Annotated in this window: 16 protein-coding genes; 10 read left to right on the plus strand and 6 right to left on the minus strand. The window is 71.6% G+C overall.

The genetic code is table 11. The features are described 5' to 3' along the window. Window positions 1–6: 6 nt before the first annotated feature. From ACIBO1_RS12485 to ACIBO1_RS12500, 4 genes are all read left to right on the plus strand, one after another. A complete protein-coding gene (locus ACIBO1_RS12485; RefSeq protein WP_396744708.1) occupies window positions 7–411 on the plus strand; it encodes an Asp23/Gls24 family envelope stress response protein in 405 nt (134 codons plus the stop codon). A gap of 103 nt (window positions 412–514) precedes the next feature. Then, window positions 515–2,203, plus strand: coding sequence for a methylmalonyl-CoA mutase (locus tag ACIBO1_RS12490; RefSeq protein WP_396744711.1), 1,689 nt, complete (start codon window positions 515–517; stop codon window positions 2,201–2,203). 101 nt (window positions 2,204–2,304) lie between these two features. Then, window positions 2,305–3,219, plus strand: a complete 915-nt coding sequence (locus ACIBO1_RS12495) for a tetratricopeptide repeat protein (protein WP_396744714.1) — start codon at window positions 2,305–2,307, stop codon at window positions 3,217–3,219. Window positions 3,220–3,285: 66 nt separating this feature from the next. Further along, on the plus strand, window positions 3,286–4,542 hold the full coding sequence (locus ACIBO1_RS12500; protein WP_396744834.1) for an arginase family protein: 1,257 nt from the start codon (window positions 3,286–3,288) through the stop codon (window positions 4,540–4,542). Window positions 4,543–4,546: 4 nt separating this feature from the next. Here the strand turns inward: ACIBO1_RS12500 and ACIBO1_RS12505 are convergent, their stop codons facing one another. Then, window positions 4,547–6,499, minus strand: a complete 1,953-nt coding sequence (locus tag ACIBO1_RS12505) for a penicillin-binding transpeptidase domain-containing protein (RefSeq protein ID WP_396744717.1) — start codon at window positions 6,497–6,499, stop codon at window positions 4,547–4,549. Window positions 6,500–6,788: 289 nt separating this feature from the next. Here ACIBO1_RS12505 and ACIBO1_RS12510 point away from each other — a divergent pair, with 289 nt between their 5' ends. After that, window positions 6,789–11,843, plus strand: coding sequence for an NAD-glutamate dehydrogenase (locus tag ACIBO1_RS12510; RefSeq protein ID WP_396744720.1), 5,055 nt, complete (start codon window positions 6,789–6,791; stop codon window positions 11,841–11,843). 64 nt (window positions 11,844–11,907) lie between these two features. On the opposite strand, the gene ACIBO1_RS12515 is transcribed toward ACIBO1_RS12510, so the two are convergent. Then, a complete protein-coding gene (locus tag ACIBO1_RS12515; protein WP_396744723.1) occupies window positions 11,908–12,633 on the minus strand; it encodes a class F sortase in 726 nt (241 codons plus the stop codon). Next, a complete protein-coding gene (locus ACIBO1_RS12520) occupies window positions 12,617–13,618 on the minus strand; it encodes a hypothetical protein (protein WP_396744726.1) in 1,002 nt (333 codons plus the stop codon). The genes ACIBO1_RS12515 and ACIBO1_RS12520 overlap by 17 nt, the downstream gene beginning before the upstream one ends. A gap of 536 nt (window positions 13,619–14,154) precedes the next feature. Between ACIBO1_RS12520 and ACIBO1_RS12525 the strand changes: the two genes are divergently transcribed. Beyond that, window positions 14,155–15,960 carry a glycoside hydrolase family 6 protein gene (locus ACIBO1_RS12525; protein ID WP_396744729.1) on the plus strand — a complete coding sequence of 602 codons (1,806 nt, stop codon included), beginning with the start codon at window positions 14,155–14,157 and terminating at the stop codon, window positions 15,958–15,960. Window positions 15,961–16,106: 146 nt separating this feature from the next. On the opposite strand, the gene ACIBO1_RS12530 is transcribed toward ACIBO1_RS12525, so the two are convergent. The 3 genes from ACIBO1_RS12530 to ACIBO1_RS12540 all read right to left on the minus strand — a co-directional run bounded on the left by ACIBO1_RS12530 (window position 16,107) and on the right by ACIBO1_RS12540 (window position 18,153). Then, the gene (locus ACIBO1_RS12530; RefSeq protein ID WP_396744731.1) at window positions 16,107–16,484 is read right to left on the minus strand and encodes a hypothetical protein; all 378 of its coding nucleotides are present in this window, start codon (window positions 16,482–16,484) and stop codon (window positions 16,107–16,109) included. A gap of 129 nt (window positions 16,485–16,613) precedes the next feature. Then, a complete protein-coding gene (locus ACIBO1_RS12535; protein WP_396744734.1) occupies window positions 16,614–17,546 on the minus strand; it encodes a hypothetical protein in 933 nt (310 codons plus the stop codon). Window positions 17,547–17,556: 10 nt separating this feature from the next. Beyond that, window positions 17,557–18,153: a hypothetical protein gene (locus tag ACIBO1_RS12540; protein ID WP_396744737.1), complete on the minus strand. Its 597-nt coding sequence runs from the start codon at window positions 18,151–18,153 to the stop codon at window positions 17,557–17,559. Between the two features lie 378 nt (window positions 18,154–18,531). Here ACIBO1_RS12540 and ACIBO1_RS12545 point away from each other — a divergent pair, with 378 nt between their 5' ends. Genes ACIBO1_RS12545 through ACIBO1_RS12560 form a run of 4 tightly spaced genes read left to right on the plus strand, consistent with a single transcriptional unit; the run spans window position 18,532 to window position 22,735 of the window. Next, window positions 18,532–21,354 carry a nitrate- and nitrite sensing domain-containing protein gene (locus tag ACIBO1_RS12545; RefSeq protein WP_396744740.1) on the plus strand — a complete coding sequence of 941 codons (2,823 nt, stop codon included), beginning with the start codon at window positions 18,532–18,534 and terminating at the stop codon, window positions 21,352–21,354. Then, the gene (locus tag ACIBO1_RS12550) at window positions 21,354–21,773 is read left to right on the plus strand and encodes a roadblock/LC7 domain-containing protein (RefSeq protein ID WP_350692360.1); all 420 of its coding nucleotides are present in this window, start codon (window positions 21,354–21,356) and stop codon (window positions 21,771–21,773) included. Before ACIBO1_RS12545 ends, ACIBO1_RS12550 begins: the two co-directional genes overlap by 1 nt. After that, the gene (locus tag ACIBO1_RS12555) at window positions 21,763–22,152 is read left to right on the plus strand and encodes a DUF742 domain-containing protein (protein ID WP_117225943.1); all 390 of its coding nucleotides are present in this window, start codon (window positions 21,763–21,765) and stop codon (window positions 22,150–22,152) included. The genes ACIBO1_RS12550 and ACIBO1_RS12555 overlap by 11 nt, the downstream gene beginning before the upstream one ends. Further along, window positions 22,133–22,735, plus strand: coding sequence for an ATP/GTP-binding protein (locus ACIBO1_RS12560; RefSeq protein ID WP_350692358.1), 603 nt, complete (start codon window positions 22,133–22,135; stop codon window positions 22,733–22,735). Before ACIBO1_RS12555 ends, ACIBO1_RS12560 begins: the two co-directional genes overlap by 20 nt. The last annotated feature ends 123 nt before the right edge of the window (window positions 22,736–22,858 follow it).

Raw genomic sequence — 22,858 nt, forward strand, 5'->3', positions numbered from 1 at the left:
AGAGAGATGGACCACGAGATGACGCAGGAGTTGCCGATGACGCCGGACGCGGTGGCGGGTGGTCGTACCGACATCTCGGACGAGGTGGTGGAGAAGATCGCGGTGGCCGCCGCGAAGGCCGTACCCGGTGTGGTCGAGTTGGGCGGTGACATCGCGCGGTTCTTCAACGCGGTGCTCGACCGGGTCGGGCTGGACCAGGTGGGTGACGCCCGGCGCGGGTGCTCGGCGCACGTCACCAACGGCGCGGCAGTGGTCAACCTGGTGATCGTGATCGACGCCGGGCACGCGGTGCCCGAGGTGACCTCGGCGGTGCGCACCGGCGTGACCCAGGCGATCGAGGCGTACGGGCTGCGGGTCGACGAGATCAACATCCGGGTGGACGACGTCGCCATCGGTGGTCCCGCCGTCTGAGGGGCCGGTCGGCATTACCGGTCGGTAGGAGTTTCCTTAGCGATCGTTTAGTTAAGGGCTCTACACTCGACGTGCAGTCGAGGACTCAAGGAGGAGCCCGGGGATGAACGCCGACGAGATCGCCGCCGGACGGGCCCGCTGGCAGGCCCGGTACGACGCCGCGCGTAAGCGGGACGCGGACTTCACCACGCTCTCCGGGCTGCCCGTCGAGCCGGTCTACGGGCCCCCGGAGGGTGCCGCGTACCCGGGCTTCGACCGGATCGGCTGGCCGGGCGAGTTCCCGTACACCCGGGGCCTGCACCCGACCGGCTATCGCGGGCGGACCTGGACCATCCGGCAGTTCGCCGGGTTCGGCAACGCCCGGCAGACCAACGAGCGCTACAAGATGATCCTCGGCGCCGGCGGCGGCGGTCTCTCGGTCGCGTTCGACATGCCCACCCTGATGGGCCGCGACTCCGACGACCCGCAGTCGCTCGGCGAGGTGGGCCACTGCGGGGTGGCGGTGGACAGCGCCGTCGACATGGAGGCGCTCTTCGACGGCATCGACCTGGCGGCGGTCACCACCAGCATGACCATCTCCGGCCCGGCGGTGCCGGTGTTCTGCATGTACCTGGTCGCCGCCGAGCGGCAGGGCGCCGACCTGTCGACGCTCGACGGCACCCTGCAGACGGACATCTTCAAGGAGTACATCGCGCAGAAGGAGTGGCTGTTCGACCCCGAGCCGCACCTGCGCCTGATCGGTGACCTGATGGAGTACTGCGCCCGGGAGATCCCGCGCTACAAGCCGCTCTCCGTCTCCGGCTACCACATCCGCGAGGCCGGCTCGACCGCCGCGCAGGAGTTGGCGTACACGCTCGCCGACGGGTTCGGCTACGTCGAGCTGGGGCTCTCGCGCGGCTTGGACGTCAACGTCTTCGCCCCCGGGCTCAGCTTCTTCTTCGACTCGCACGTCGACTTCTTCGAGGAGATCGCCAAGTTCCGCGCCGCCCGCCGGATCTGGGCCCGCTGGCTTCGCGACGTGTACGGCGCCAGCAGTGAGAAGGCGCTCTGGCTGCGCTTCCACACGCAGACCGCCGGAGTGTCGCTGACCGCCCAGCAGCCGGTCAACAACGTGGTGCGTACGGCCGTCGAGGCGCTCGCCGCGGTGCTCGGCGGCACCAACTCGCTGCACACCAACGCGCTGGACGAGACCCTGGCGCTGCCCACCGACTCCTCCGCCGAGATCGCCCTGCGGACGCAGCAGGTGCTGATGGAGGAGATCGGGGTGACCAACGTGGCCGACCCGCTCGGCGGCTCGTGGTACGTCGAGGCGCTGACCGACCGGATCGAGGCGGAGGCGGAGGAGATCTTCGCCCGAATCCGCGCGTTGGGCGGCGAGGGCCCGCACACCATCGGCCCGATGACCTCCGGCATCCTGCGCGGCATCGAGGACGGCTGGTTCACCGGCCAGATCGCCGAGTCGGCGTTCGTCTACCAGCAGGCGCTGGAGAAGGGCGACAAGAAGATCGTCGGCGTCAACTGCCACACCGGCACGGTCGCCAAGGAGCTGGAGATCCTGCGCATCTCGCACGAGGTGGAGCTGGAGCAGCGCCGGTTGCTGGCCGAGCGCAAGACCGGCCGGGACGCCGCCCGGGCCCGGGCGGCGGTCGAGGCGATGGTGGCGGTGAGCCGTACCGGGGAGAACATGATCCCGGCGATGCTCGACGCCGTCCGCGCCGAGGCGACGCTCGGCGAGATCTGCGACGCGTTGCGCGCGGAATGGGGCGTTTACCGCGAGCCCGCCCGGTTCTGACCCCTCCCTCCGCCGGGGCGGTTGGGCAGCGGTGACAGTGGCAACTGCGCCGGCGGCGGGTGAACCTGAGTTCGGCAAATCGCGTGCGAGACTAGGTAACCATGAGCGACCCACGGATCACCTCGTCGATCTTCACCCGCGGCGCGGTCGACCTCAGCGCGTTGCGCCCCGCCGCGCCCAGCCCCACCCCGGCACCGGCCCAGTCCGGCCCGCCCGCCGCCGCGCCCGGCAACCCCGTCGGCGGCGGCGTCACCGTCATCGACGTGACGGAGGCGACCTTCCAGTCCGAGGTTTTGGAGCGCTCGCTGACCACACCTGTGGTGGTGGACTTCTGGGCCGAGTGGTGCGAACCGTGCAAGCAGCTCTCCCCGGTGCTGGAGCGGTTGGCGGCGGAGGGCGGCGGCGCCTGGGTGCTCGCCAAGGTCGATGTGGACGCCAACCCGCGACTGGCTCAGATGTTCCGCGTGCAGGGCATCCCGATGGTGTACGCGGTGGTCGGCGGGCAGCCGGTCGACGCCTTCTCCGGCGTGGTCCCCGAGGCGCAACTGCGCCAGTGGATCCAGGCGGTGCTCAAGGCCGGCGGCGTGGCCGTGGCCGAGCCGGAGGACCCGCGTCTGGACGAGGCGGACGACGCCCTGATGACCGGCGACCTGGACGCCGCCGAGCAGGCGTACCGCAAGATCCTGGCGGAGACGCCGGCGGACGCGGCGGCGACGGCCGGACTGGCCCAGGTCGGGCTGGCCCGCCGGGTGGCCGGTGCGGACCCGCAGGCGGCGCTCGCCGCCGCCGCGTCCGACCCCGACGACGTCGACGCGCAACTGCTGGCCGCCGACATCGAGGTGCTCAGCGGGCTGGCCGAGCAGGCCTACCAGCGGCTGGTCTCGGTGGTCCGGCGGACCGCCGGGGAGGACCGGGAGAAGGTACGCCAGCACCTGGTCGGCCTCTTCACCATCGCCGGTCCGGAGGATCCGGCGGTCGCATCGGCGCGTCGGGCCCTGGCCAGCGCCCTGTTCTGAGTCACTTACCACGCCTGCGCGGGCCGGCGTGATGCCGGCCCGCCCGACATCGGAGGACGGGAGCCCATCATGCGCCGGATCGCCGTCCTCGACGCGCCGAGCAACCTCGGCCTGCGTCCACCCACGCCCACCTCGGTGCCGGGCTGCGGCAAGGCCCCGGGCGCACTGCGTGACCAGGGCCTGCTGCCCCGGCTGCGGGCTCGCGACGCCGGTCACCTGACCCCGCCCCGGTACGACGCCGGGGACTGGCGGCCGGGCGACGGGGTGTGCCACGCCCGGGAGATCGCCGACTACTCGGTGGGACTGGCCGACCGGATCGGCGCGATCATCGACCGGGACGAGTTCCCGGTGATCCTGGGCGGCGACTGCTCGATCCTGCTCGGCTCGGCGCTGGCCATGCACCGGCTCGGCGAGGCGGTGGGCGGCCGGATCGGCCTGGTCTTCGTGGACGGGCACTCCGACTTCCGGCACCCGGGCAACGCCTCGTACGTGGGCGCGGCGGCCGGTGAGGACCTCGCCCTGGTCACCGGCCGGGGCCAGGCCGACCTGGCCGCCATCGAGGGGCGACGCCCGTACTTCCGGGACATCGACGTGGTGGTGCTCGGCATCCGCGCCCAGGACGAGTACCGGCTGGACCTCCAGGCCGCCGGGATCCTGACCCGGCCGGTCCCGGCGCTGCGGGCCGAGGGCGCCGCCCGTACCGCCCAGTGGGCGCACGAGCAGCTCGCGGACTGCGCCGGCTACTGGGTGCACGTCGACGTGGACGTCCTCGACCCGGCCGTGATGCCGGCGGTCGACGCCCCCGACCCGGGCGGCATCGCCTTCGCCGAGCTGGAGATCCTGCTCGCGGGGCTGGTCGACACCCCGCACTGCCTCGGCGTCGAGCTGACCGTCTTCGACCCCGACTACGACCCGGACGGCGCGTACGCGGCCGAGATCGTCAACACGTTGGTGGCCGGGCTGCGCCCGGTGACCGCGCCCGGCTCGATGCCGCCCCGGCTGCGTCCGGAGACCGTCGAACGTCCCGCTCCGGCACCGCGCCGGGGCGTCGACCCGGCCGACGTGCCGTCGGCCGGACCGCTCCTGGTGGCGGCGGCACCGGTCTCCGTCGGCCCGTCGACCGCCGCGCATCCGGGTGGCCCGGAGGAGGACGTCCGGACCGACCGGGGACCGGAACCGGACGTGGTCGACTGGGCGTCAGATTCGGACGTGGCCTACCGGGAGCCGGACGTCGCCGATCCCGACGAGGGCGGGTTCGACGACGTCGACCAGGCCGGCGACGTCGCCCGGCCCTCGTCGGCGCCGGGCGGCCTGACCGCCTGAGCGGTCAGCGGGACAGTGCGCGCAGGAAACGCTCGGCGATCGGCACGGCGGTGCCGCTGCCCGAGCCGCCCTTCTCCACGAAGACGGCGAAGGCGACGTCGCCCTGCCACCCGACGAACCAGGCGTGGGTGTTCTCCGGGTTGTCGTCGTACTCGGCGGTGCCGGTCTTGCCGTGCACGGGCCCGCCCGGGGCGTCCTTCAAGGCGGTGCCGGTGCCGCTGGTCACGACCTCGCGCATCATCTCGCGGACCGCCGTCACCGCTTCGGCGTTCAGCTCCGGGCCTGGCTCGGTTGCCCCCTCCGGAGCGGGGTCGAGCACCAGCTTCGGCGGGGTGAAGCCGCCCTTGGCCACCGCCGCGGTCGCCGCCGCCATGGCCAACGGACTGACCAGGGTGGTGCCCTGGCCGATCGCGGCGGCGGCCTGTTCGGTGGCGCCACCGTTCGCGGAGACCTTGCCGGTGAAGGCGTCGAGCCCGACCGTCCACTGGCCCTCCAGGCCGAGCGTCTTGCCGGTCGCGGCCAGTCCGTCGCCGCCGAGCTGCGGTGCCAGGGCGGCGAACGTGGTGTTGCAGGACCGGGCGAAGACGGTGCGGAAGGGCACCTCGCCGAGGGCGAAGTCGTTCGAGTTCTTGAACGACCGGCCGTCGACGACCTGGGTCTTGGGGCAGTCGACCCGGGTGTCCGGGGTCACCGCGCCGCGTTCCACCAGCCCGAGCGCGCTGACCATCTTGAACGTGGAGCCCGGCGGCACCTGGGCGGTGAAGGCCAGGTTCTCCCCGGCGGCGCCGGGACCGTTGGCGGCGGCGAGCACCGTGCCGTCGCCGATCCGGACGGCGACCAGGGCGGAACGCCGTCGCTCGCCGCGCAGTGCCTGGTCCGCCGCGTTCTGGGTGGCCACGTCGAGGCTGGTCCGCACCGGCTCGCCGGGCCGTGGGTCGTGCTGGAACAGTTCGGTGCCGGTGGGCTCCACCGTGCCGGCTCCGGACGCCCGCTTGACCACCACGGTGAGGCCCGGCGCACCACGGAGCCGCTCGTCCCAGCGTCCCTGCACCCCGCCGTGCCCGACCAGGTCACCAGGGAAGTAACGGTCGGGGAAGTTCTTCAGGTCGTCGGCCTGGGCCGGATCGACCGTGCCGAGCACCGCCCGGGCGAACTCGCGGGTGGGGGCGAGGTCCAGCTCGTCGGTGGAGAAGACGGCCCCCGGCAGGTCGTTGATCCGGGACCTGATCTGCCGGTACGCCTCCTCGCGCAACGTGACGACCTCGACGAACGCGTCCGGCTTCGCCTCGTCCAGCCGCTTGGTCAGACCGGACAGGTCGACCGGTGGGGTGATCGCCGGCCGGATCGCCCGGAACGCCGCGTCCAGTTCGCGGGTGACGGCCTTCACGTCGGTCACCGCGCGCGGCTCCAGCCCGACCCGGACCACCGCGCGCGGGGCCACCAGCGGCGCGCCCGCACCGTCGAGCACGCCGGCGCGGGGCGCCGGGTCGCGCCGCAGACCGAGCCGGTCGCCACGGGTGAGCTGCTCGGCGAGGACCTGCGGCTCCCAGATCACCTGCCAGTCGTCGTCGCGTCCCTTGACCAGCCGGATCGGCCGGTCGTACGTCCAGATGACGTCGCCGGGCAGCGTCCACTCGACCCGGACCGTGCTGGTCGCGGTGTCCTGTTCCACCGTGGGTTTGCCCTGTCGGCTCAGCTTGGGCGGCGTCTCGACCAGCTCGCCGGAGAGCTCCCTGATCTCCCGGGCGACGTCGGCAGCGGGCAACCGACTGCCGGTCGGGTCGACGAAACCGACCGCCTGGAGGTCGCCTGTGGGCCAGCCGGCGAGGAAGGCGTCCACGCTGCGCTCCGGGCCGTCCTCACCGGAGCAGGCGACCAGAGTGGCCGAGATCACCAGGCAGGCGGCAAGGGCGGCCAATCGTGACGAGACGTGACGGTTGCGGTACGCACGGTGCATCGGGCTGGTGTCCTCCTGCTCGGGCTGCCCTGCACGCTAGTACGCCCCGACACCTGGGGCTGCCCCGCCGTACCCCTTGCGGCGAAAGACGGGACCGCGCTCGTGTGATGAACAACATCTGGCGGGGTACTCCTGATCCGGCCGAACCTCGTACCGCAACGTGCGAAAGGACGACGTCACGCACCGGAAGTCCGGCTGGTGGTACGCCGACGGGTCGACCGGTCGGTCTGGCCTAGGCTGGGCGGCGAGAGTGACCCACAACGCGGTGGGTCGAGGGGAGTGGCACCGAATGGACCGGCGTCCGGCGATCAAACCGGGACCCGACCTCCGGCAGGATGACACCGGCCGGGACGACAGCTTCGACACGGCGACCGACGGAGACGGCTACGGCCGACTCGACACAGGAACGACCGGGATGACCGGTTCGAGCATCGACACCCTCTACGACCTGGGCCTGCCACCAGAGGCGTTGGCGGACGACGTGGAGGACGCCGAACTCGACGAGCCGGTGCCCAACGCCGAGCGGTTGGTGGCCCATGCGGTCGCCTTGGCCGGCGACGACCACGACGCGGCGACCCTGGTGGGTCGGTTCTGGCGGTTCGCGCCGGACGAGGAGCTGATCGGCTTCACCGCCGAGGAGATGCTCGACGCCGCACGCGCCCACCGCCAGCTCGCCGAGCAGCGGGTGCCGGGCGAGTTGAAGCTGCGGATCCACTCACCCGACGCCGAGCAGCACCACAGCGTCGTCGAGATCGTCACCGACGACATGCCGTTCCTGGTCGACTCGGTGACCGCCCTGCTCAACAGCCACCACCTGGACGTGCACCTGCTGGTGCACCCGCTGGTCGTGGTGCGCCGGGAGCCGCTGGGACGACTGGTCGAGGTCGCCGCCGACGTGGAGCCGGACGACGCGATCGACGGCGACCTGGTCGAGAGCTGGATGCGGATCGAGATCGACCCGGTCCGCGACCCGGAGGTGCGCGACAAGCTGCGCCGCGAGTTGCAGCGGGTGCTCACCGACGTGCGCGAGGCCGTCGAGGACTGGCCCAAGATGCGCCAACGGGCCCTCGCCCTCGCCGACGAGCTGGCCGCCGCACGGACCAGCGACAACCGGCCGCCGGTGCCGGAGAAGGACATCACCGACTCGGTCGAGCTGCTGCGCTGGTTGGCCCACGACCACTTCACCTTCCTCGGCTACCGCGAGTACCGGCTGGTGCAGGACTCGACCGAGGGCGGGCCGGCGCTGGAGGCGGTGCTCGGCACCGGGCTGGGCATCCTGCGGCAGGACTCGCCGGAGGCGCGGGCGCTGTCGTCGATGACGCCCGAGGCGCACGAGAAGGTCACCGAGAAGCGCCTGTTGATCATCACCAAGGCGAACTCGCGGGCCACCGTGCACCGCTCGGCGTACCTCGACTACATCGGCTTCAAGATCTTCGACGCCGACGGTCGGGTGGTGGGCGAGCGGCGGTTCCTCGGCCTGTTCTCCACCGCCGCGTACCGGACCAGCGTGCAGGAGCTGCCGGTGGTCCGACGCAAGGTCGCCGAGGTGCTGGACCGCTCCGGGCTCAGCCAGCGCAGCCACTCCGGCAAGGACCTGTTGCAGATCCTGGAGACGTACCCGCGCGACGAGCTGTTCCAGATCAAGACCGACGACCTGTACCACGCGGTGATCGGCGTACTGCGGATGGCGGGTCGCCGGCAACTGCGGGTGTTCCTGCGCCGGGACGCGTACGGGCGGTTCATCTCCTGCCTGATCTATCTGCCCCGGGACCGGTTCACCACCCAGAACCGACTACGCATGCAGGACATCCTGCTGCGTGAGCTGAACGGTGTCGGGGTGGACTACACCACCCGGGTCACCGAGTCGATGCTGGCCCGGGTGCACTTCATCGTGCGTACCGACCCGAGCAGCCCGCCCGGGGACATCGACGCCGACCTGCTCGCCGAGGAGCTGGCCGACGCCACCCGGCTGTGGGACGACGACTACCGGCTGGTGCTGGAGCGCAAGCTCGGCGACGAGCAGGCCAAGCACCTGTTCGCCCGGTACGCCGACGCGTTCCCGGAGGGCTACAAGGACGGGCACACGCCGTACGAGGCGATGAAGGACCTGGCCAAGCTGGAGCTGCTGGAGGAGTCCGGCCAGCTCGAGATGCACCTGTTCCGCAAGCAGCCGTTGCCGCGTGCGGTCGTCCGGTCCGCCGACGTCGACGAGTCGATGGACGTCCGGTTCAAGGTCTACCGCTACGGCGAGCCGATGATGCTCTCCGCGGTGCTGCCGGTGCTGCACTCGCTCGGCGTGAAGGTGGTCGACGAGCACCCGTACGAGGTGGAGCGCGTCGACGGCCGGATCTGGCTGTACGACTTCGGGCTGCGTCTGCCCGAGGGCCACCAGGAGCTGGCCGAGGTCCGCCCGCACGTGGAGAACGCCTTCGCGGCGGCGTGGCGGGGCGAGGCCGAGGTGGACGGCTTCAACGAGCTGGTGCTGCGCGCCGGGCTCACCTGGCGGCAGGTGGTGGTGCTGCGGGCGTACGCGAAGTACCTGCGCCAGACCGGCACCGTCTTCTCCCAGGACTACATGGAGTCCACCTTCATCGCGTACCCGGGCATGGCCACGCTGCTGGTGCGGCTCTTCGAGGCGCGGTTCGAACCGGGGACGCTCACCGCCGAGCAGCGGGAGGAGCGGGCGGCGGAGCTGGTCTCCGAGATCGACGCCGCGCTCGACGACGTGGCCAGCCTGGACCAGGACCGCATCCTGCGGGCGTACCTGAACCTGATCCAGGCCACCCTGCGGACCAGCTTCTACCAGAAGCCGGTCGGCGGTCGGCCCAAGTCGTACGTGGCGTTCAAGCTCGACCCGCAGGCCATCCCGGACCTGCCGGCGCCCCGGCCGAAGTTCGAGATCTTCGTCTACTCGCCCCGGTTCGAGGGTGTGCACCTGCGGTTCGGGCCGGTGGCCCGGGGCGGGCTGCGCTGGTCCGACCGGCGGGAGGACTTCCGGACCGAGGTGCTCGGCCTGGTCAAGGCGCAGATGGTCAAGAACGCGGTGATCGTGCCGGTGGGCGCCAAGGGCGGCTTCGTGCTCAAGCAGCGCCCGGGCGACCGGGACGAGGCCGTGGTCTGCTACAAGGAGTTCATCTCCGCGCTGCTGGATGTCACCGACAACATCGTGGCCGGTGACATCGTGCCGCCCGACGACGTGGTCCGGCACGACGGCGACGACCCGTACATGGTGGTGGCGGCGGACAAGGGCACCGCGACCTTCTCCGACATCGCCAACGAGATCTCCGTCGCGCACAACTTCTGGATGGGCGACGCGTTCGCCTCCGGCGGTTCGGCGGGCTACGACCACAAGAAGATGGGCATCACCGCCCGGGGCGCCTGGGAGTCGGTCAAGCGGCACTTCCGCGAGCTGGGCCACGACACCCAGAGCCAGGACTTCACCGTGGTCGGCGTCGGCGACATGTCCGGCGACGTGTTCGGCAACGGAATGCTGCTGTCGGAGCACATCCGGCTGGTGGCCGCCTTCGACCACCGGCACATCTTCCTGGACCCTAACCCGGACGCGGCCACCTCGTTCGTCGAGCGCAAGCGGCTGTTCGAGATGTCCCGTTCGACCTGGGAGGACTACCACGCCGAGCTGATCTCGGCCGGCGGTGGCGTCTACTCGCGTACCGCGAAGTCGGTGCCGGTGTCGCCGCAGGTCCGCGCGGTGCTCGGGCTGCCCGACGACGTGACGCAGATCAGCCCGCAGGAGTTGATGAAGGCGATCGTCACCGCGCCGGTCGACCTGTTCTGGAACGGCGGCATCGGCACCTACGTCAAGGCCTCCACCCAGACCAACGGCGAGGTGGGCGACAAGTCCAACGACGCGATCCGGGTGGACGGGCGCAACCTGCGCTGCCGGGTGGTCGGCGAGGGCGGCAACCTGGGCTTCACCCAGCAGGGCCGGATCGAGTACGCCCAGTCGGGCGGCCGGATGTACACCGACTTCATCGACAACGCGGCCGGGGTGGACTGCTCCGACCACGAGGTGAACATCAAGATCCTGCTGAACACGGCGGTCGCCGACGGCGAGCTGTCCGTCCCCGAGCGGGACGACCTGCTCGCCCGGATGACCGACGAGGTCGCCGAGCTGGTGCTGCGGGACAACTACGACCAGGCCCGCGCGATCAACAACGCCCAGGCCCAGGCCGCGTCGCTGCTGCCGGTACACCGCCGGATGATCAGCGATCTGGAGCGCTCCGGCGAGCTGAACCGGGCGCTGGAGGCGTTGCCGCCGGACGAGGAGCTGGCGGTACGCGCCGAGTCCGGGCTGACCGCGCCGGAGTTCGCGGTGCTGCTGGCGTACGTGAAGATCGCCCTGGAGAAGGAGATCATCGCCGAGGGGTTGGCCGACGAGAAGTGGACCAACGAGGTGTTGGTCAACTACTTCCCGACCCCGATGCGGGAGCGGTTCGCCGACCGGATGGACCGGCACCGGCTGCGTCGCGACATCGTGACCACGGTGCTGGTCAACGAGGCGATCAACCGGGGCGGCATCTCGTTCGTCTACCGCGTGGTCGAGGAGACCGCCGCCACCGCGGCCGACGTGATCCGCGCGTACGTGGTGGTCCGCGAGGTGTTCGGGTTGCGGGAGGTCTGGGACGCCATTGAGGCCCTGGACAACCGCGTCGACCCGGGGTTGCAGACCAGCGCCTACCTGGACACCCGGCGGCTGCTCGACCGGGCGGTGCGCTGGCTGGTCACCAACCGGCGTTCGCCGCTGGACGTGCCGGCGGAGATCGCCCGGTTGCGTGAGGGCGTGTCGGAGCTGCTGCCGAAGCTGGAGACGCTCTTCTACGGCACCGAGCGGGAGGGCATCGCGGCGCACATCGACTCGATGACCGAGCGAGGCGTGCCGCGTGAGCTGGCCGAGCGCAACACCCGCCTGATGTACAGCTTCGGCCTGCTGGACGTGGTGGAGACCGCGACCGGCAGCAGGCGGGATGTGAGCGAGGTGGCCTCGGTCTACTTCGTGCTCTCGAACCGGTTCCGGGTCGACTCGCTGTTGTCGAAGATCTCCCTGCTGCCCCGGGAGGACCGCTGGCAGACGCTGGCCCGGATGGCGCTGCGCTACGACCTGTACGCCGCGCTGGCCGCGCTCACCGGGGAGGTGCTCGACTCCACGCCGGGTGATCTTCCGCCGTCGGAGCGGGTGCAGCAGTGGGAACAGTCGAACGCCACCTCGATCCACCGCGCCGAGCGGGCGATGGGAGAGTTCGACGAGTCCCGCGCCGACCTGGCCGCGCTCTCGGTGCTACTGCGCCAGATCCGCACGCTGGTCCGCACCTCCTCAGCGAGCTGAGATGTAAGGAAGGGCCCCTTTCTAACGCCTCGTGCATAGGAAGGGGCCCTTCCTAACGTTCCGGTCAGCTCGCCAGCGAGGCGAAGACGATCACGTTGTCCGGGTAGTCGCCCTTGGCCTCGTCGAACTGGCCGCCGCAGGTGATCACGCGCAGCCCGGGCCGGTCGGACGGGCCGTACACCTGCTCGGTGGGGAAGGCGTTCTTGGGGTGGGCGGCCACCGAGTCCACCCGGAAGTCGACCGAGCCGCCGTCGGCCCGGCTGACCGTGATGACGTCGCCGGGTTGCAACGCGCCGAGGGAGAAGAACACGGCCGCGCCGATCGCGGCGGAGTCCACGTGTCCGACGATCACCGAGTTGCCCACCTCGCCCGGGCTGGGACCCGGCTCGTACCAGCCGGCGAGCATGGCCTGGTCCAGTGGGGGAACCTCCACCGTGCCGTCGGCGTTGGTGCCGAGCATCATGATCTTCGCGTCGACGCCGATGCGGGGAATGGTGATCGTGGTCGGGGCGGACCGGGGCAGCCCGGTCGCGGGAAGGGGCGCGCCGGAGTCACCGTCGTCGAGGTCCGCGTCGTCGACCGGTACGGACGCGCGGGGCTCGGGGGTGCTCGGCCCGGCCTGTGCCAGGGGCTGCGGTGGGCGTACCGGCTCGACGGGCCGCAGTGCCGCGCCGACCAGCCCGGAACCCACCATGGCCAGCAGCACGACGACGGCGGCGCCGACGGCGCGCCACGGAGAACCGTGACGGCCGCCGGCCCGTCTCGCCGTCGCGTCAGGCCGCGAACTCATCGGTCCGGCGCCGACGCATCAGCACGAGGCCACCGAGGGCCGCCGCGCCGACCATGCCCGCTCCGGCGGTGGCCAGGCCACCGTTGGTGCCGGTGGCGATCCCACCGTCACCGCCGTCGACCCCACCGCGCGGCAGGACCACCAGCTCGCCGACGCCGCAGGAGCCCTTCAGCTCGTACGTGCCGGGCTTGGCGTCCTTGGCGACGCGGGCTTCGCCGTAGTAGACGAAGTCCTTCTCGTGCTCCCAGCGGTCACCCGAGTCGTCCTTGCCGTGCTCGTCGGAGTCCTTGCCGTGCTCGCTCGACCGCTCCCACTCGCGCTCGCCCTCGCTCGACCAGTCCTTCTCGCCGGACGACTCGTGCTCGTTCTTGCTCGACCAGTCCTTCTCGGACTTGGCGTCGCGCTCCTCCTCGGCGGACGGAGCCTTGTGGTCCCGCGCCCCCTCCGCGTCCTGGCCGTGCTCCTCGGCCTTCCAGTCGCGGTCCTTGCCACTCTCGTCGGCCGCGTCGGCCGCACCGCCGCCGGTGCCCTTGGACTCCGGCGCCGACTCGGTCTCGCCCGACCAGTCCTTGCCACCCGAGCGGTCTTCGCCGCCGGACTGCCAGTCCTTGCCGTCCTGCGAGTCCTTCTCGTCCTGCCAGTCCTTGTCGTGCTGCGAGTCCTTGCGGTCCTCCCAGTCCTTGCGGTCCTGTTTCCAGTCCCGGTCGCCACCCTTGTCGCCCTGGTCGCCGTCCTTGTGGGCCGATTCGAGCTCGACCTTGCCGGTGACCTTGGACCAGACGAAGGGGTGCTCCTGCGCCTCTTCGCAGATCTGCACCAGCTTGACCTCGTCGCCGGGCTTCACCGCGTGCGGCTTGGCGAAGACCTTGCCCTCGTCCTCGGGAGCGTGGCCGTCGGCGAGCGCGACCCCGGGCGCGAACACCAGCAGGGAAGCCCCGCCGAGGGCGGCACCCGCAACGACCTTCCCCAGCATCTTCTTAGCCATGACCTGTGTCACTCCATCCCTGTTGTCCTGCGGCTCGCACAACCGAGCCAGAACTGACGTTAGACCGTTTCACGGCCTATGAAGGGAAAGATTCGCGTTCTGGCATTTGTGCGTTTTACCCGCTCGGTAGGGCTCTGCTGGGGGAGCCGTGCCGGGGTGTCACCGGTGGAGTGGTTCCACTCCTGGTGACCGGCGGACGCTCTTTCGGTGGCGGTGTGTCACGAGGCGCGTCAGGTGGGCCGGGGTAGGGTTTCGAAAATATCGAACCATTGCCATGGAAGCGCTCCCATGCAAGAATCGCTGCACGCGGTGATCGGAGCCACACCGCACAGGCAGGTATCGAGGGCAGCCGGTGTCACCGGACGACCACTTGCCGTCGACCGGGTTTGCCGGTCGTGCACCACCACCAACGCCCGCCCGGGTCGGGCGCTCCCGAAGAATCCCGTTGGCATCGGCGGTCGTCCGTGCAGGACGTCCCTCGGACGCCACGTGCCGGGCCGTACGCGGATCCGGTCTCGCCCAAGGAGATCAGTGGCATGAATGTGTGGAGAAGGCTGTCCAGTCGACGGCGGGCTGTCGCGCTGGCCGGCGCGAGCGCGCTGGTCGCGGGCGGTTTGGTGACGATTCCGGTCACCGCGGCGCACGCCGCGACGCAGTGCGACGTCGCGTACACGACCAACGACTGGCAGGGCGGCTTCACCGCCAACATCACCATCCGGAACATCGGCGACCGGCTCACCAGCTGGACCCTCGGCTTCACGTTCCCTGACGCCAACCAGCGCGTCCAGCAGGGCTGGTCGGCCCGTTGGACCCAGTCGGGTCGGAACGTGACCGCGCAGAACGAGTCCTACAACGGCAACCTGGCCACCGGTGCCAGCACCAGCATCGGCTTCAACGGCGCCTGGAGCGGCAGCAACCCGAAGCCCACCTCGTTCACGGTCAACGGGGTCGCGTGCAACGGCGGCACCACGCCGACCACGCCGCCGCCCACCACCCCGCCGCCGACCACGCCTCCGCCCACGACGCCTCCGCCCACCACCCCGCCGCCCACGACGCCTCCGCCCACCACGCCGCCGCCCGGCACCAAGGTGGACAACCCGTACCTGAACGCCCGGGGCTACGTGAACCCGGAGTGGAAGGCCCGGGCCGAGTCGGTCTCCGGAGGCAACCGGGTGTCGAGCATCTCGACCGCCGTCTGGATCGACCGGATCGCCGCGATCGAGGGTACGGACAACAGCCAGTCCAACGGCCCCATGGGCATCCGGGACCACCTGGACGAGGCGCTGCGGCAGAACGCCGACTACATCCAGTTCGTCATCTACAACCTGCCCGGCCGGGACTGCGCGGCGCTCGCCTCCAACGGTGAGCTGAAGGCCGACGAGCTGCCCAAGTACAAGGCGCAGTACATCGACCCGATCGCGGCGATCATGGGTGACGCGAAGTACCGGAACCTGCGGATCATCAACGTCATCGAGGTCGACTCGCTGCCGAACCTGGTGACCAACACCTCCAACAACCCGGGTGGCACCGTGATGTGCGACACGGTGAAGGCCAACGGCGCGTACGTGCAGGGTGTCGGCTACGCGCTGGCCAAGCTGGGCGCGCTCTCGAACGTCTACAACTACGTCGACGCCGGGCACCACGGCTGGCTCGGCTGGGACAGCAACTTCGTCCCGAGCGCCCAGGTCCTGAAGGAGGCCGCGACCGCCTCCGGTAGCACGGTCAACCACGTGCACGGCTTCATCACCAACACGGCGAACTACTCCGCCCTGATCGAGCCGTACGCGAAGATCACCGACACGGTCAACGGGCAGACGGTGCGCCAGGCCAAGTGGATCGACTGGAACTTCTACAACGACGAGCAGAGCTTCGCTCAGGCGTTCCGGCAGGAGCTGGTCCGGCAGGGCTTCCCGAGCGGCATCGGCATGCTGATCGACACCTCCCGTAACGGCTGGGGCGGCAGCGCCCGGCCCACCGGCGCGGGCCCGACGACCAGCGTGGACGCCTACGTGGACGGTGGCCGGGTCGACCGCCGCATCCACAAGGGCAACTGGTGCAACCAGGCCGGTGCGGGCATGGGCGAGCGGCCGAAGGCCGCGCCGGCGACGGGCATCGACGCGTACGTCTGGGCCAAGCCCCCGGGCGAGTCGGACGGCTCCAGCCGCGAGATCCCGAACAACGACGGCAAGGGCTTCGACCGGATGTGCGACCCGACCTACACCGGTAACGACCGCAACGGCAACAGCCGCAGCGGTGCCCTGGCCGACGCCCCGATCTCGGGCGCCTGGTTCTCGGCGCAGTTCGCCGAGCTGATGCGCAACGCCTACCCGCCGTTGTCCTGACGGCTAGGCATACCGGCCGCCGGCAGTAGGTGAGGCGCTGCGGCGGCAGGTTCCCCGGGCCCCTGGCCCGACCGCACCGGTCGGACCAGGGGCCCCTCTCGCCGCGCCGGACGGGTCCACTCGAACCGGGTGGACCCGTCCGGCGCTCAGGGCACCGTCTTCTCGATCGCGGCCCGGCCGGTCTCGGCCAGTTCACGCCGGGCCCGCTCGATGTTCTCGGGGGTGAGGTCCTGGCCCCGGGCCATCACCAGGTCCTCCGGGTCCCACGGCTGCTCGGCACCGGTGCGGATGTCGTCCCCGGCGGCCCCGGTGCCGGTGCCGGTCGCGCCGGTGCCCGCCGCGTACGGGTCGGCGATGACGTCCTCGGTGGGCGCGTCGAGGTCGATCCGCTCGCCCGGCCCGGCGAAGGCCGGGGTGTCCCGGTCGGCCCCGCCGCCGGTCATCAGCTCGGGAACGCCGCTGTCGTCGTCCACCGCCGCGGCCACCTCGGGGCGCTCCTCCAGCGGTCGGTCACGATCCGTCATCCTGCCGCCCTCCTGTCCGCCGCACGGTTCCTCCGGCCCCCTGCGGGTACCCGCCGGTCGCCGGGTAATGCCTGCGACGGCACGACGAAGGCGGGCGTCCCGCTCCGGGACACCCGCCTTCGACGGTGATCAGCGGCCGAGCACCCGATCGAGGAAGTCGCGGTAACCGCGGACCGCCACGCGGAGCTGCTCGGTGTCGGGCGAGCCCGCCTCCTGCCACCCGCCCAGCTTGTTCTTGTGCTCCGCCAGCGCCGCGGACAGCGCCTGCATGGCCTCGTCGACGAGCGACTGGGCCTGACCGGCGGCGGCCTGCGGGTCGTCCACGAAGCGGAGCTGGACGTCACGCCAGCGGTCCCGGAAGCCCTGTGCGGTCGTCTCGTCGAAGAGGGTCGCCGCACTGGCCGGAACCGCCGATCCGGCGTCGGTGTCACCGGTCGGCGACGGCCCGTCCGGGTCGACCATGGTCGGGGCGGCGCTGCCGTAGCCGGGGCCGCCGGCCGCCGCCACGTCGGCGGTGTCGACCGTCGACGCGTCACCGGGCAGGTCCCGCGACTCGATCCGCCCGTCGAGGTCGTCTGCCCGGTGGACGTCCGTCCCGCGGTGCGCTGCCGTGTCAGAGTCGTCCAGGTCGAGGTCGGTGCGGTCCACGTCGTCGCCGGTCCGGTCGAACTCGGCCGTCGGGTCGGCCCGAAGCCCCTCCCGCTCGCCGTCGACCGCGCCGTCGCCCGGCGCCGCGGTGCGCTCCTCGCGCGGGTCGATCTCGTCCTCCGGACGTCGGCTGGCCAGTGCGGACGCGGCCACCGCGCCACCGACCGAGGTGGCGCCGAAAGCGGTCGGCACCGGAGCGGGATCGGTCACCTCGTCATCCCGGTCGTCGCCCGGCCGGCCGTCCCAGGGGCGGTTGCGGTCGGTGGACTCCACCCGGTCGCGGTCCGACGGCTCGTCGGCGCGGTCGAGGTCGTCCGGTACGTCCCGGTGGGCACCATTCGGCGGCACTGCCACCGGGGCAGACCGGACGGCCTCGGGGTGGTCGTTGTTGAGCTGCTGCTCGTCTTGCCGCATGGTGCTCTCCTCAGCGGTTCGTGGCGTCATGGGCGGCCTCGGGGTGGCGCTGCTCGGGCGTGGTGGCAGCCGCGACCGGTTCCTCACCCAGCAGGTCGGCGAAGAGGGCGCGGTAGTGGACGACGGCCTGGCGGAGGTCCTCGGTGCTGGCCTCGCCCCGCGAGTTGCGCAGGTGGATCTCGTGCGCGTCCCGGTAGTGGCTGAGCGTCCGGGCGTGCTCGACGGACAGGTGGGCGATCTGGTCCGAGAAGTCACCGGTGGGGTAGCCCCGCTCGGCGACGAGCCGCGTGACCAGTTCGTCGGCCTGGCCGACGGTCTCGGCGGGGGAGTCGATGAAACGCACCTGGAGTTCCTCCCAGGCGGCGGAGTACCGGGCGCGGGACTCCGGGTCCAGCGGGACGAGTTCGAGTTCGGCGTGCCGGCGTTCCCGGTCCCGCAGCTCCCGCTCGGCGGCGCTGCGGCTGTCCTGCTCGGCGACGACATGGTCGTACTCCGGGCCGAAGCGTTGACGTAGCGACCGGCGGCGGCCGGCCACGACGACGGCCGCGGCCACGGCGGCGACCACCAGGATGACGAGGACGGTGACGACTATCTGCGTGGGCGACATGGCTCCTCCTTCGCCTTGAGGTATTCCCTCCGGGCACTGATCGCCAATCCCGTTCCGGAGCACTTTCCTCATCCGAATCGGCGGTGGGCAGGGCGGAGACCCCGTCCCGGAGGGGACGAGCGGCGATTCGGAGCATCGGTCGAGGCCGGGAACCGGACGAGCGCTGCGTGATCGCCCGTTCCGGGCGGCAGGGGCGTCCTCGGGACGTCCGGCACCGTATAGGTAGTCTCGACAGACGGTAGTGCGTCCGGCGCGGATTACGTATCCTGCCCAAGGCGCCCGAACCTCGGCGTCCCGGCGGACAGCCGGGGCGCGTCGGCGAGGGTGCTGCCCGGCCGTGCCGGAGCCCTTCCAGCCACCCTCCCGGGCGAGGTCCGATTGAACACCCGCGACTGGCCGATCCGCTCCAAGCTGACCGCGCTGGTGGTCGTGCCGGTGACCGCGTTGCTAGCCCTGTGGATCTTCGCGACCACGCTCACCTTCGGCCCGGCACTGGATCTGCTCGCCGCCCGGACCCTGCTGTACGACCTGGGCCGGCCGGGCGAGACGGTGGTGGCCGAGCTGCAACGGGAGCGGCGGCTCTCGGTGGTCCATCTCGGCTCACCCCGTACGGTCTGCGGTCAACCGCCGGCCAACTGTGTACTTCCGGAACTGGTCGCACAGCGGGGTCGCACCGACACCGCGATCGCCGAACTCCAGCGTCGGGTCTCCGGGGACCAACTACGCGACGCCGCCGGTGAGCTGCTGGAGACCCGGCTGGACCGACTCCTCGGCGAACTGGAGGCGCTGCCGTCGGGGCGCGAGTTCATCGATCGCCGCGACCTCGACCGGGCCGGGGTGATCGGCCTCTACAGTGGCATGATCTCGTCGGCGTTCCACACCTTCTCCGCCCTGGCGAACCTGCCGGACCAGGACCTCAACCGGGAAGCGCGGGCGTTGACCGACATCGGCCGCTCGCGCGAGCTGCTCGGTCAGACCGACGCGCTGCTGGCCGGTGCGCTGATCGGTGGACGACTCGCCGAGGGCGAGCACACGCTGCTCGTGCAGGGCATCGCCAACCAGCGTTTCCTGGCCGAGAGCGCGGTGGCCGACCTGCCGGAGCCGGACCGGGCGGCGTACCAACGGTTGACCGAGCAGGACGAGTTCACGCAGTTGCGGCAGATGCAGGACGAGCTGGTCGCCGCCGACCCCTCGGCCCGGCTCCGGCTCGATCAGCAGGCCTGGCAGAACAGCTACGACACGGTGCAGCGGTCGCTGCGCGACTTCGAGCTGACCCAGGCCGACGGCCTGGCCGACCGCTCGGTGCCGATGGCGGCACGGACCCTGGTCCGGCTGGCCGCCGCCGGACTGCTCGGCCTGGTCGCCGTCGTGCTCTCGCTGGTCGTCGCGCTGCGGGTCGGCCGATCGCTGGCGCAGCGGCTGACCCAGGTACGCGGCACCGTCAAGGAGGCCGAGGAGCGCCTGCCTGAGGTGGTGGACCGGTTGCGCCGGGGCGAGCAGGTGGACGTGACCGGCGAGGCACCGTTGGCCGACCGGGGCGCGGACGAGATCGGCCAGGTGGCCCAGGCGTTCACCGAGGTGCACAAGGCCGCGATCCGGTCCGCCATGGTCGAGGTGAGCCTGCGTCGCGGCCTCAACGAGGTCTTCCTGAACATCGCCCGCCGCAGCCAGGGCCTGGTGCACCGGCAGCTCACCGTGCTCGACCGGATGGAACGCGACGCCGAGGACCCGGACCACCTGGCCGAGCTGTTCCGGGTGGACCACCTCGCCACCCGGTTGCGGCGGCACGCCGAGGACCTGGTCATCCTCGCCGGTGCGGCGCCGGGCCGGGGTTGGCGCAACCCGGTCGCGATGGTGGACCTGATCCGGGGTGCCATCTCCGAGGTCGAGTCGTACGACCGGGTGGACATCGTCAACGTCCAGGCCGCCGGCACTGTGGGCCGGGTGGTCGGCGACATCATCCACCTGCTCGCCGAACTGATCGAGAACGCCACCGCGTACTCGCCGCCGGACTCCCGGGTGGAGATCTCGGGCGAGCACGTCGCGCACGGGTACGCCCTCTCCGTCACCGACCACGGGCTCGGCATGACGGCCGCCGCCATCGAGGAGGCCAACCGGAAGCTCGCCCGGTCACCGGACTTCGACCCGGCCGAGACCGCGCGGCTGGGGTTGTTCGTGGTCGCGCGGCTCGCCGCCCGGCACGACGTACGGGTGCGGTTGCGGGAGTCGGACGGGACCGGGCTGACCGCCGTGGTGCTGATCCCGGCGGCACTCATCACCGCCGAGCCGTCGCCCCTGCCCGACCTGGACACTTCCGCCGGGGACGACCAGGCCGCCACCCCGGAACAGCGCCGGCTGGCCCGGGCCACCCGGCTGACCACAGTGCCCCGACAGAGCACCCGATCGCAGGCCGAGCCGGAGAAGCCGGCCGCCACCGAGCCGGTGCCGGCGAGCACGAGCGGCAGTCGGGGCGGCCCCACCGTCGGCTCCACGGTCGGCCCGGCCGAGGCCGACGGCCTGCCCCGCCGCATCCGCCAGCGGGGCCCGGCCGCCACCACCCCGTCGGCCACCACCGCATCGCCGGACACCGCCGTGCCGTCGGCCACCATCGCGGCGTCCGGCTCGGTGCCGCCGGCCGCGGACGGCGACGCCGCACCGGCACCGCAGACCGTCGGACCGGCACCGGTCGCTTCGCCTCCGGTGTCGCCCACCGTCTCGACGGAGGTCGCGCCGACTGCCGCGACGACGACGGTGCCCGGCAACGGCGCGTCCGGCACTGGAGCGTCCGGAAACGGAGCGTCCGGCCCGGCCGGGCACCGGACGGCACCCGGCCGGCCGCAGGACGGCGTCGACGCGTCGACGGTGCTGATGCCGGCGGTGTCCTCGGCGATCGACGGGCCGACCGTACGGCAACCGGTGGTGGTCCCGCGCGGACCGATCCGGCCGCTCGGCGAACCGACTCCGCGCAGCCCGGAGGAGGCCCGCCGGTTCATGTCGGCGCTCCAGGCGGGCACCGCGCGGGGCCGACGCGCCGCCGTCGAGCCGAACGACGACGCGGAGCACGCCGGACCGCCCATGCCGGGCCGATCCGGTGCGACCTCCGCCGACCAGGAGCAGGACCGAGACACCGAGCCGGCAGGGACGCCGGCCGGTGACCCGGCGACTGTGCAATCCCCGACCGCGACTGAGAGGGACGCCTGATGCATTCGACGAGGCAGAGTGCCGATCTCGGCTGGTTGCTGGACGACCTGTTGGAGCGGGTACCGACCGCGCGTCAGGCGGTGGTGCTCTCGGCGGACGGGCTGCTGCTCGGCTGCTCCACCGGGATGGACAAGGCCGATGCCGAGCACCTCTGCGCGCTGGCCTCCGGGCTGTCCAGCCTGGCCCGGGGCGCGAGCCGCCACCTCACCGGTGGGCCGGTGCGCCAGACGGTGGTGGAGATGGAGTCCGCGTACCTCTTCGTGACGGCGGCGGGGCAGGGCGCCTGCCTCGCGGTCGCCAGTGACGCGGACGCCGACATCGGCCTGGTGGCGTACGAGATGGCGATGCTGGTGACCCGGGTGGGCGAGAATCTGGGGACACCCACCCGGGCGTCGGTGGGTGCCGCCGATGCGCACTGACTTACCGGGGAACCAGCACGAATGGCTCGACGCCGACGCCGGGCCGGTGGTCCGGCCGTACACGCTGACCGGTGGCCGGGTACGGGCCAGCGCGGACGCCTTCGACCTGGTGGCGTACGTGCTGGCGAAGCCGGACCCGGACCTCGGCGCCTATCCGGAGCTGTACCCGGAACACCGGCTGCTGGTGGAACTGGCCGGCCGGGGAACGCCGGTGGTGGAACTCGCCGCCGATCTCAATCTGGCCATCGGTGTGGTCCGGGTGCTGCTCGGCGATCTACTCTCCCGGGGACTGGTCGCCGTGCACCAGCCGCCGCGTGCCACGTACCTGCCCGACAACGACATCCTCAAGGCGGTGGTCGATGGACTCCGTGCGTTATGACGGCGAGCAACGGGGACAGCGGATCCCGATCGCGCTGAAGATCCTCGTCGCCGGTGGCTTCGGCGCCGGCAAGACGACGCTGGTCAGCGCGTTGAGTGAGGTCCGGCCGTTGCAGACCGAGGAGATCCTGACCGGGGCGGGCATCGAGACCGACGACCTCTCCGGTGTGGAGACCAAGTCGACCACCACGGTGGCGATGGACTTCGGCCGGATCACCATCAACGACGATCTCCAGCTCTATCTGTTCGGTACGCCCGGGCAGGACCGGTTCTGGTTCCTCTGGGACGAGCTGGCGTTCGGGGCGCTCGGCGCGGTGGTGCTCGCGGACACCCGTCGGCTGGCCGACTGCTTCCCGTCGATCGACTACTTCGAGCAGCGCGGCATCCCGTTCGTGGTCGGCGTCAACTGCTTCGACAACTCGCAGCGGTTCAGCCTGGAGGCGGTACGCCGCGCCCTCGACCTCGACGGCAACGTGCCGATGGTGCTCTGCGACGCCCGCGACCGGCAGTCCGGCAAGACGGTGTTGATCTCCCTGGTCGAGCACGTGGCCCGGCAGCGGGGCGAGCCGGTGCCGGCGGCCTGACCCGGGTGCCGGACGCGGGCCGGGACCGGGCGGATCGCAGGTCCGTCGGGAATTCCAGGTCTAACCGGTCGGCATCGGGGCAAGGCTTCTGGTGAGATCGACGCAGGATTCGGCAGGGAGGCG

Source organism: Micromonospora sp. NPDC049903, assembly GCF_044460945.1.
In the GTDB taxonomy this organism is placed as follows: Bacteria; Actinomycetota; Actinomycetes; order Mycobacteriales; family Micromonosporaceae; genus Micromonospora.

Coding starts and splice junctions, on each gene's coding strand:
- ACIBO1_RS12485 (WP_396744708.1), top strand. CDS start 7: ATGGACCACGAGATGACGCAGGAGTTGCCGATGACGCCGGACGCGGTG.
- ACIBO1_RS12490 (WP_396744711.1), top strand. CDS start 515: ATGAACGCCGACGAGATCGCCGCCGGACGGGCCCGCTGGCAGGCCCGG.
- ACIBO1_RS12495 (WP_396744714.1), top strand. CDS start 2,305: ATGAGCGACCCACGGATCACCTCGTCGATCTTCACCCGCGGCGCGGTC.
- ACIBO1_RS12505 (WP_396744717.1), bottom strand. CDS start 6,499: ATGCACCGTGCGTACCGCAACCGTCACGTCTCGTCACGATTGGCCGCC.
- ACIBO1_RS12510 (WP_396744720.1), top strand. CDS start 6,789: ATGGACCGGCGTCCGGCGATCAAACCGGGACCCGACCTCCGGCAGGAT.
- ACIBO1_RS12515 (WP_396744723.1), bottom strand. CDS start 12,633: ATGAGTTCGCGGCCTGACGCGACGGCGAGACGGGCCGGCGGCCGTCAC.
- ACIBO1_RS12520 (WP_396744726.1), bottom strand. CDS start 13,618: ATGGCTAAGAAGATGCTGGGGAAGGTCGTTGCGGGTGCCGCCCTCGGC.
- ACIBO1_RS12525 (WP_396744729.1), top strand. CDS start 14,155: ATGAATGTGTGGAGAAGGCTGTCCAGTCGACGGCGGGCTGTCGCGCTG.
- ACIBO1_RS12530 (WP_396744731.1), bottom strand. CDS start 16,484: ATGACGGATCGTGACCGACCGCTGGAGGAGCGCCCCGAGGTGGCCGCG.
- ACIBO1_RS12535 (WP_396744734.1), bottom strand. CDS start 17,546: ATGCGGCAAGACGAGCAGCAGCTCAACAACGACCACCCCGAGGCCGTC.
- ACIBO1_RS12540 (WP_396744737.1), bottom strand. CDS start 18,153: ATGTCGCCCACGCAGATAGTCGTCACCGTCCTCGTCATCCTGGTGGTC.
- ACIBO1_RS12550 (WP_350692360.1), top strand. CDS start 21,354: ATGCATTCGACGAGGCAGAGTGCCGATCTCGGCTGGTTGCTGGACGAC.
- ACIBO1_RS12555 (WP_117225943.1), top strand. CDS start 21,763: ATGCGCACTGACTTACCGGGGAACCAGCACGAATGGCTCGACGCCGAC.
- ACIBO1_RS12560 (WP_350692358.1), top strand. CDS start 22,133: ATGGACTCCGTGCGTTATGACGGCGAGCAACGGGGACAGCGGATCCCG.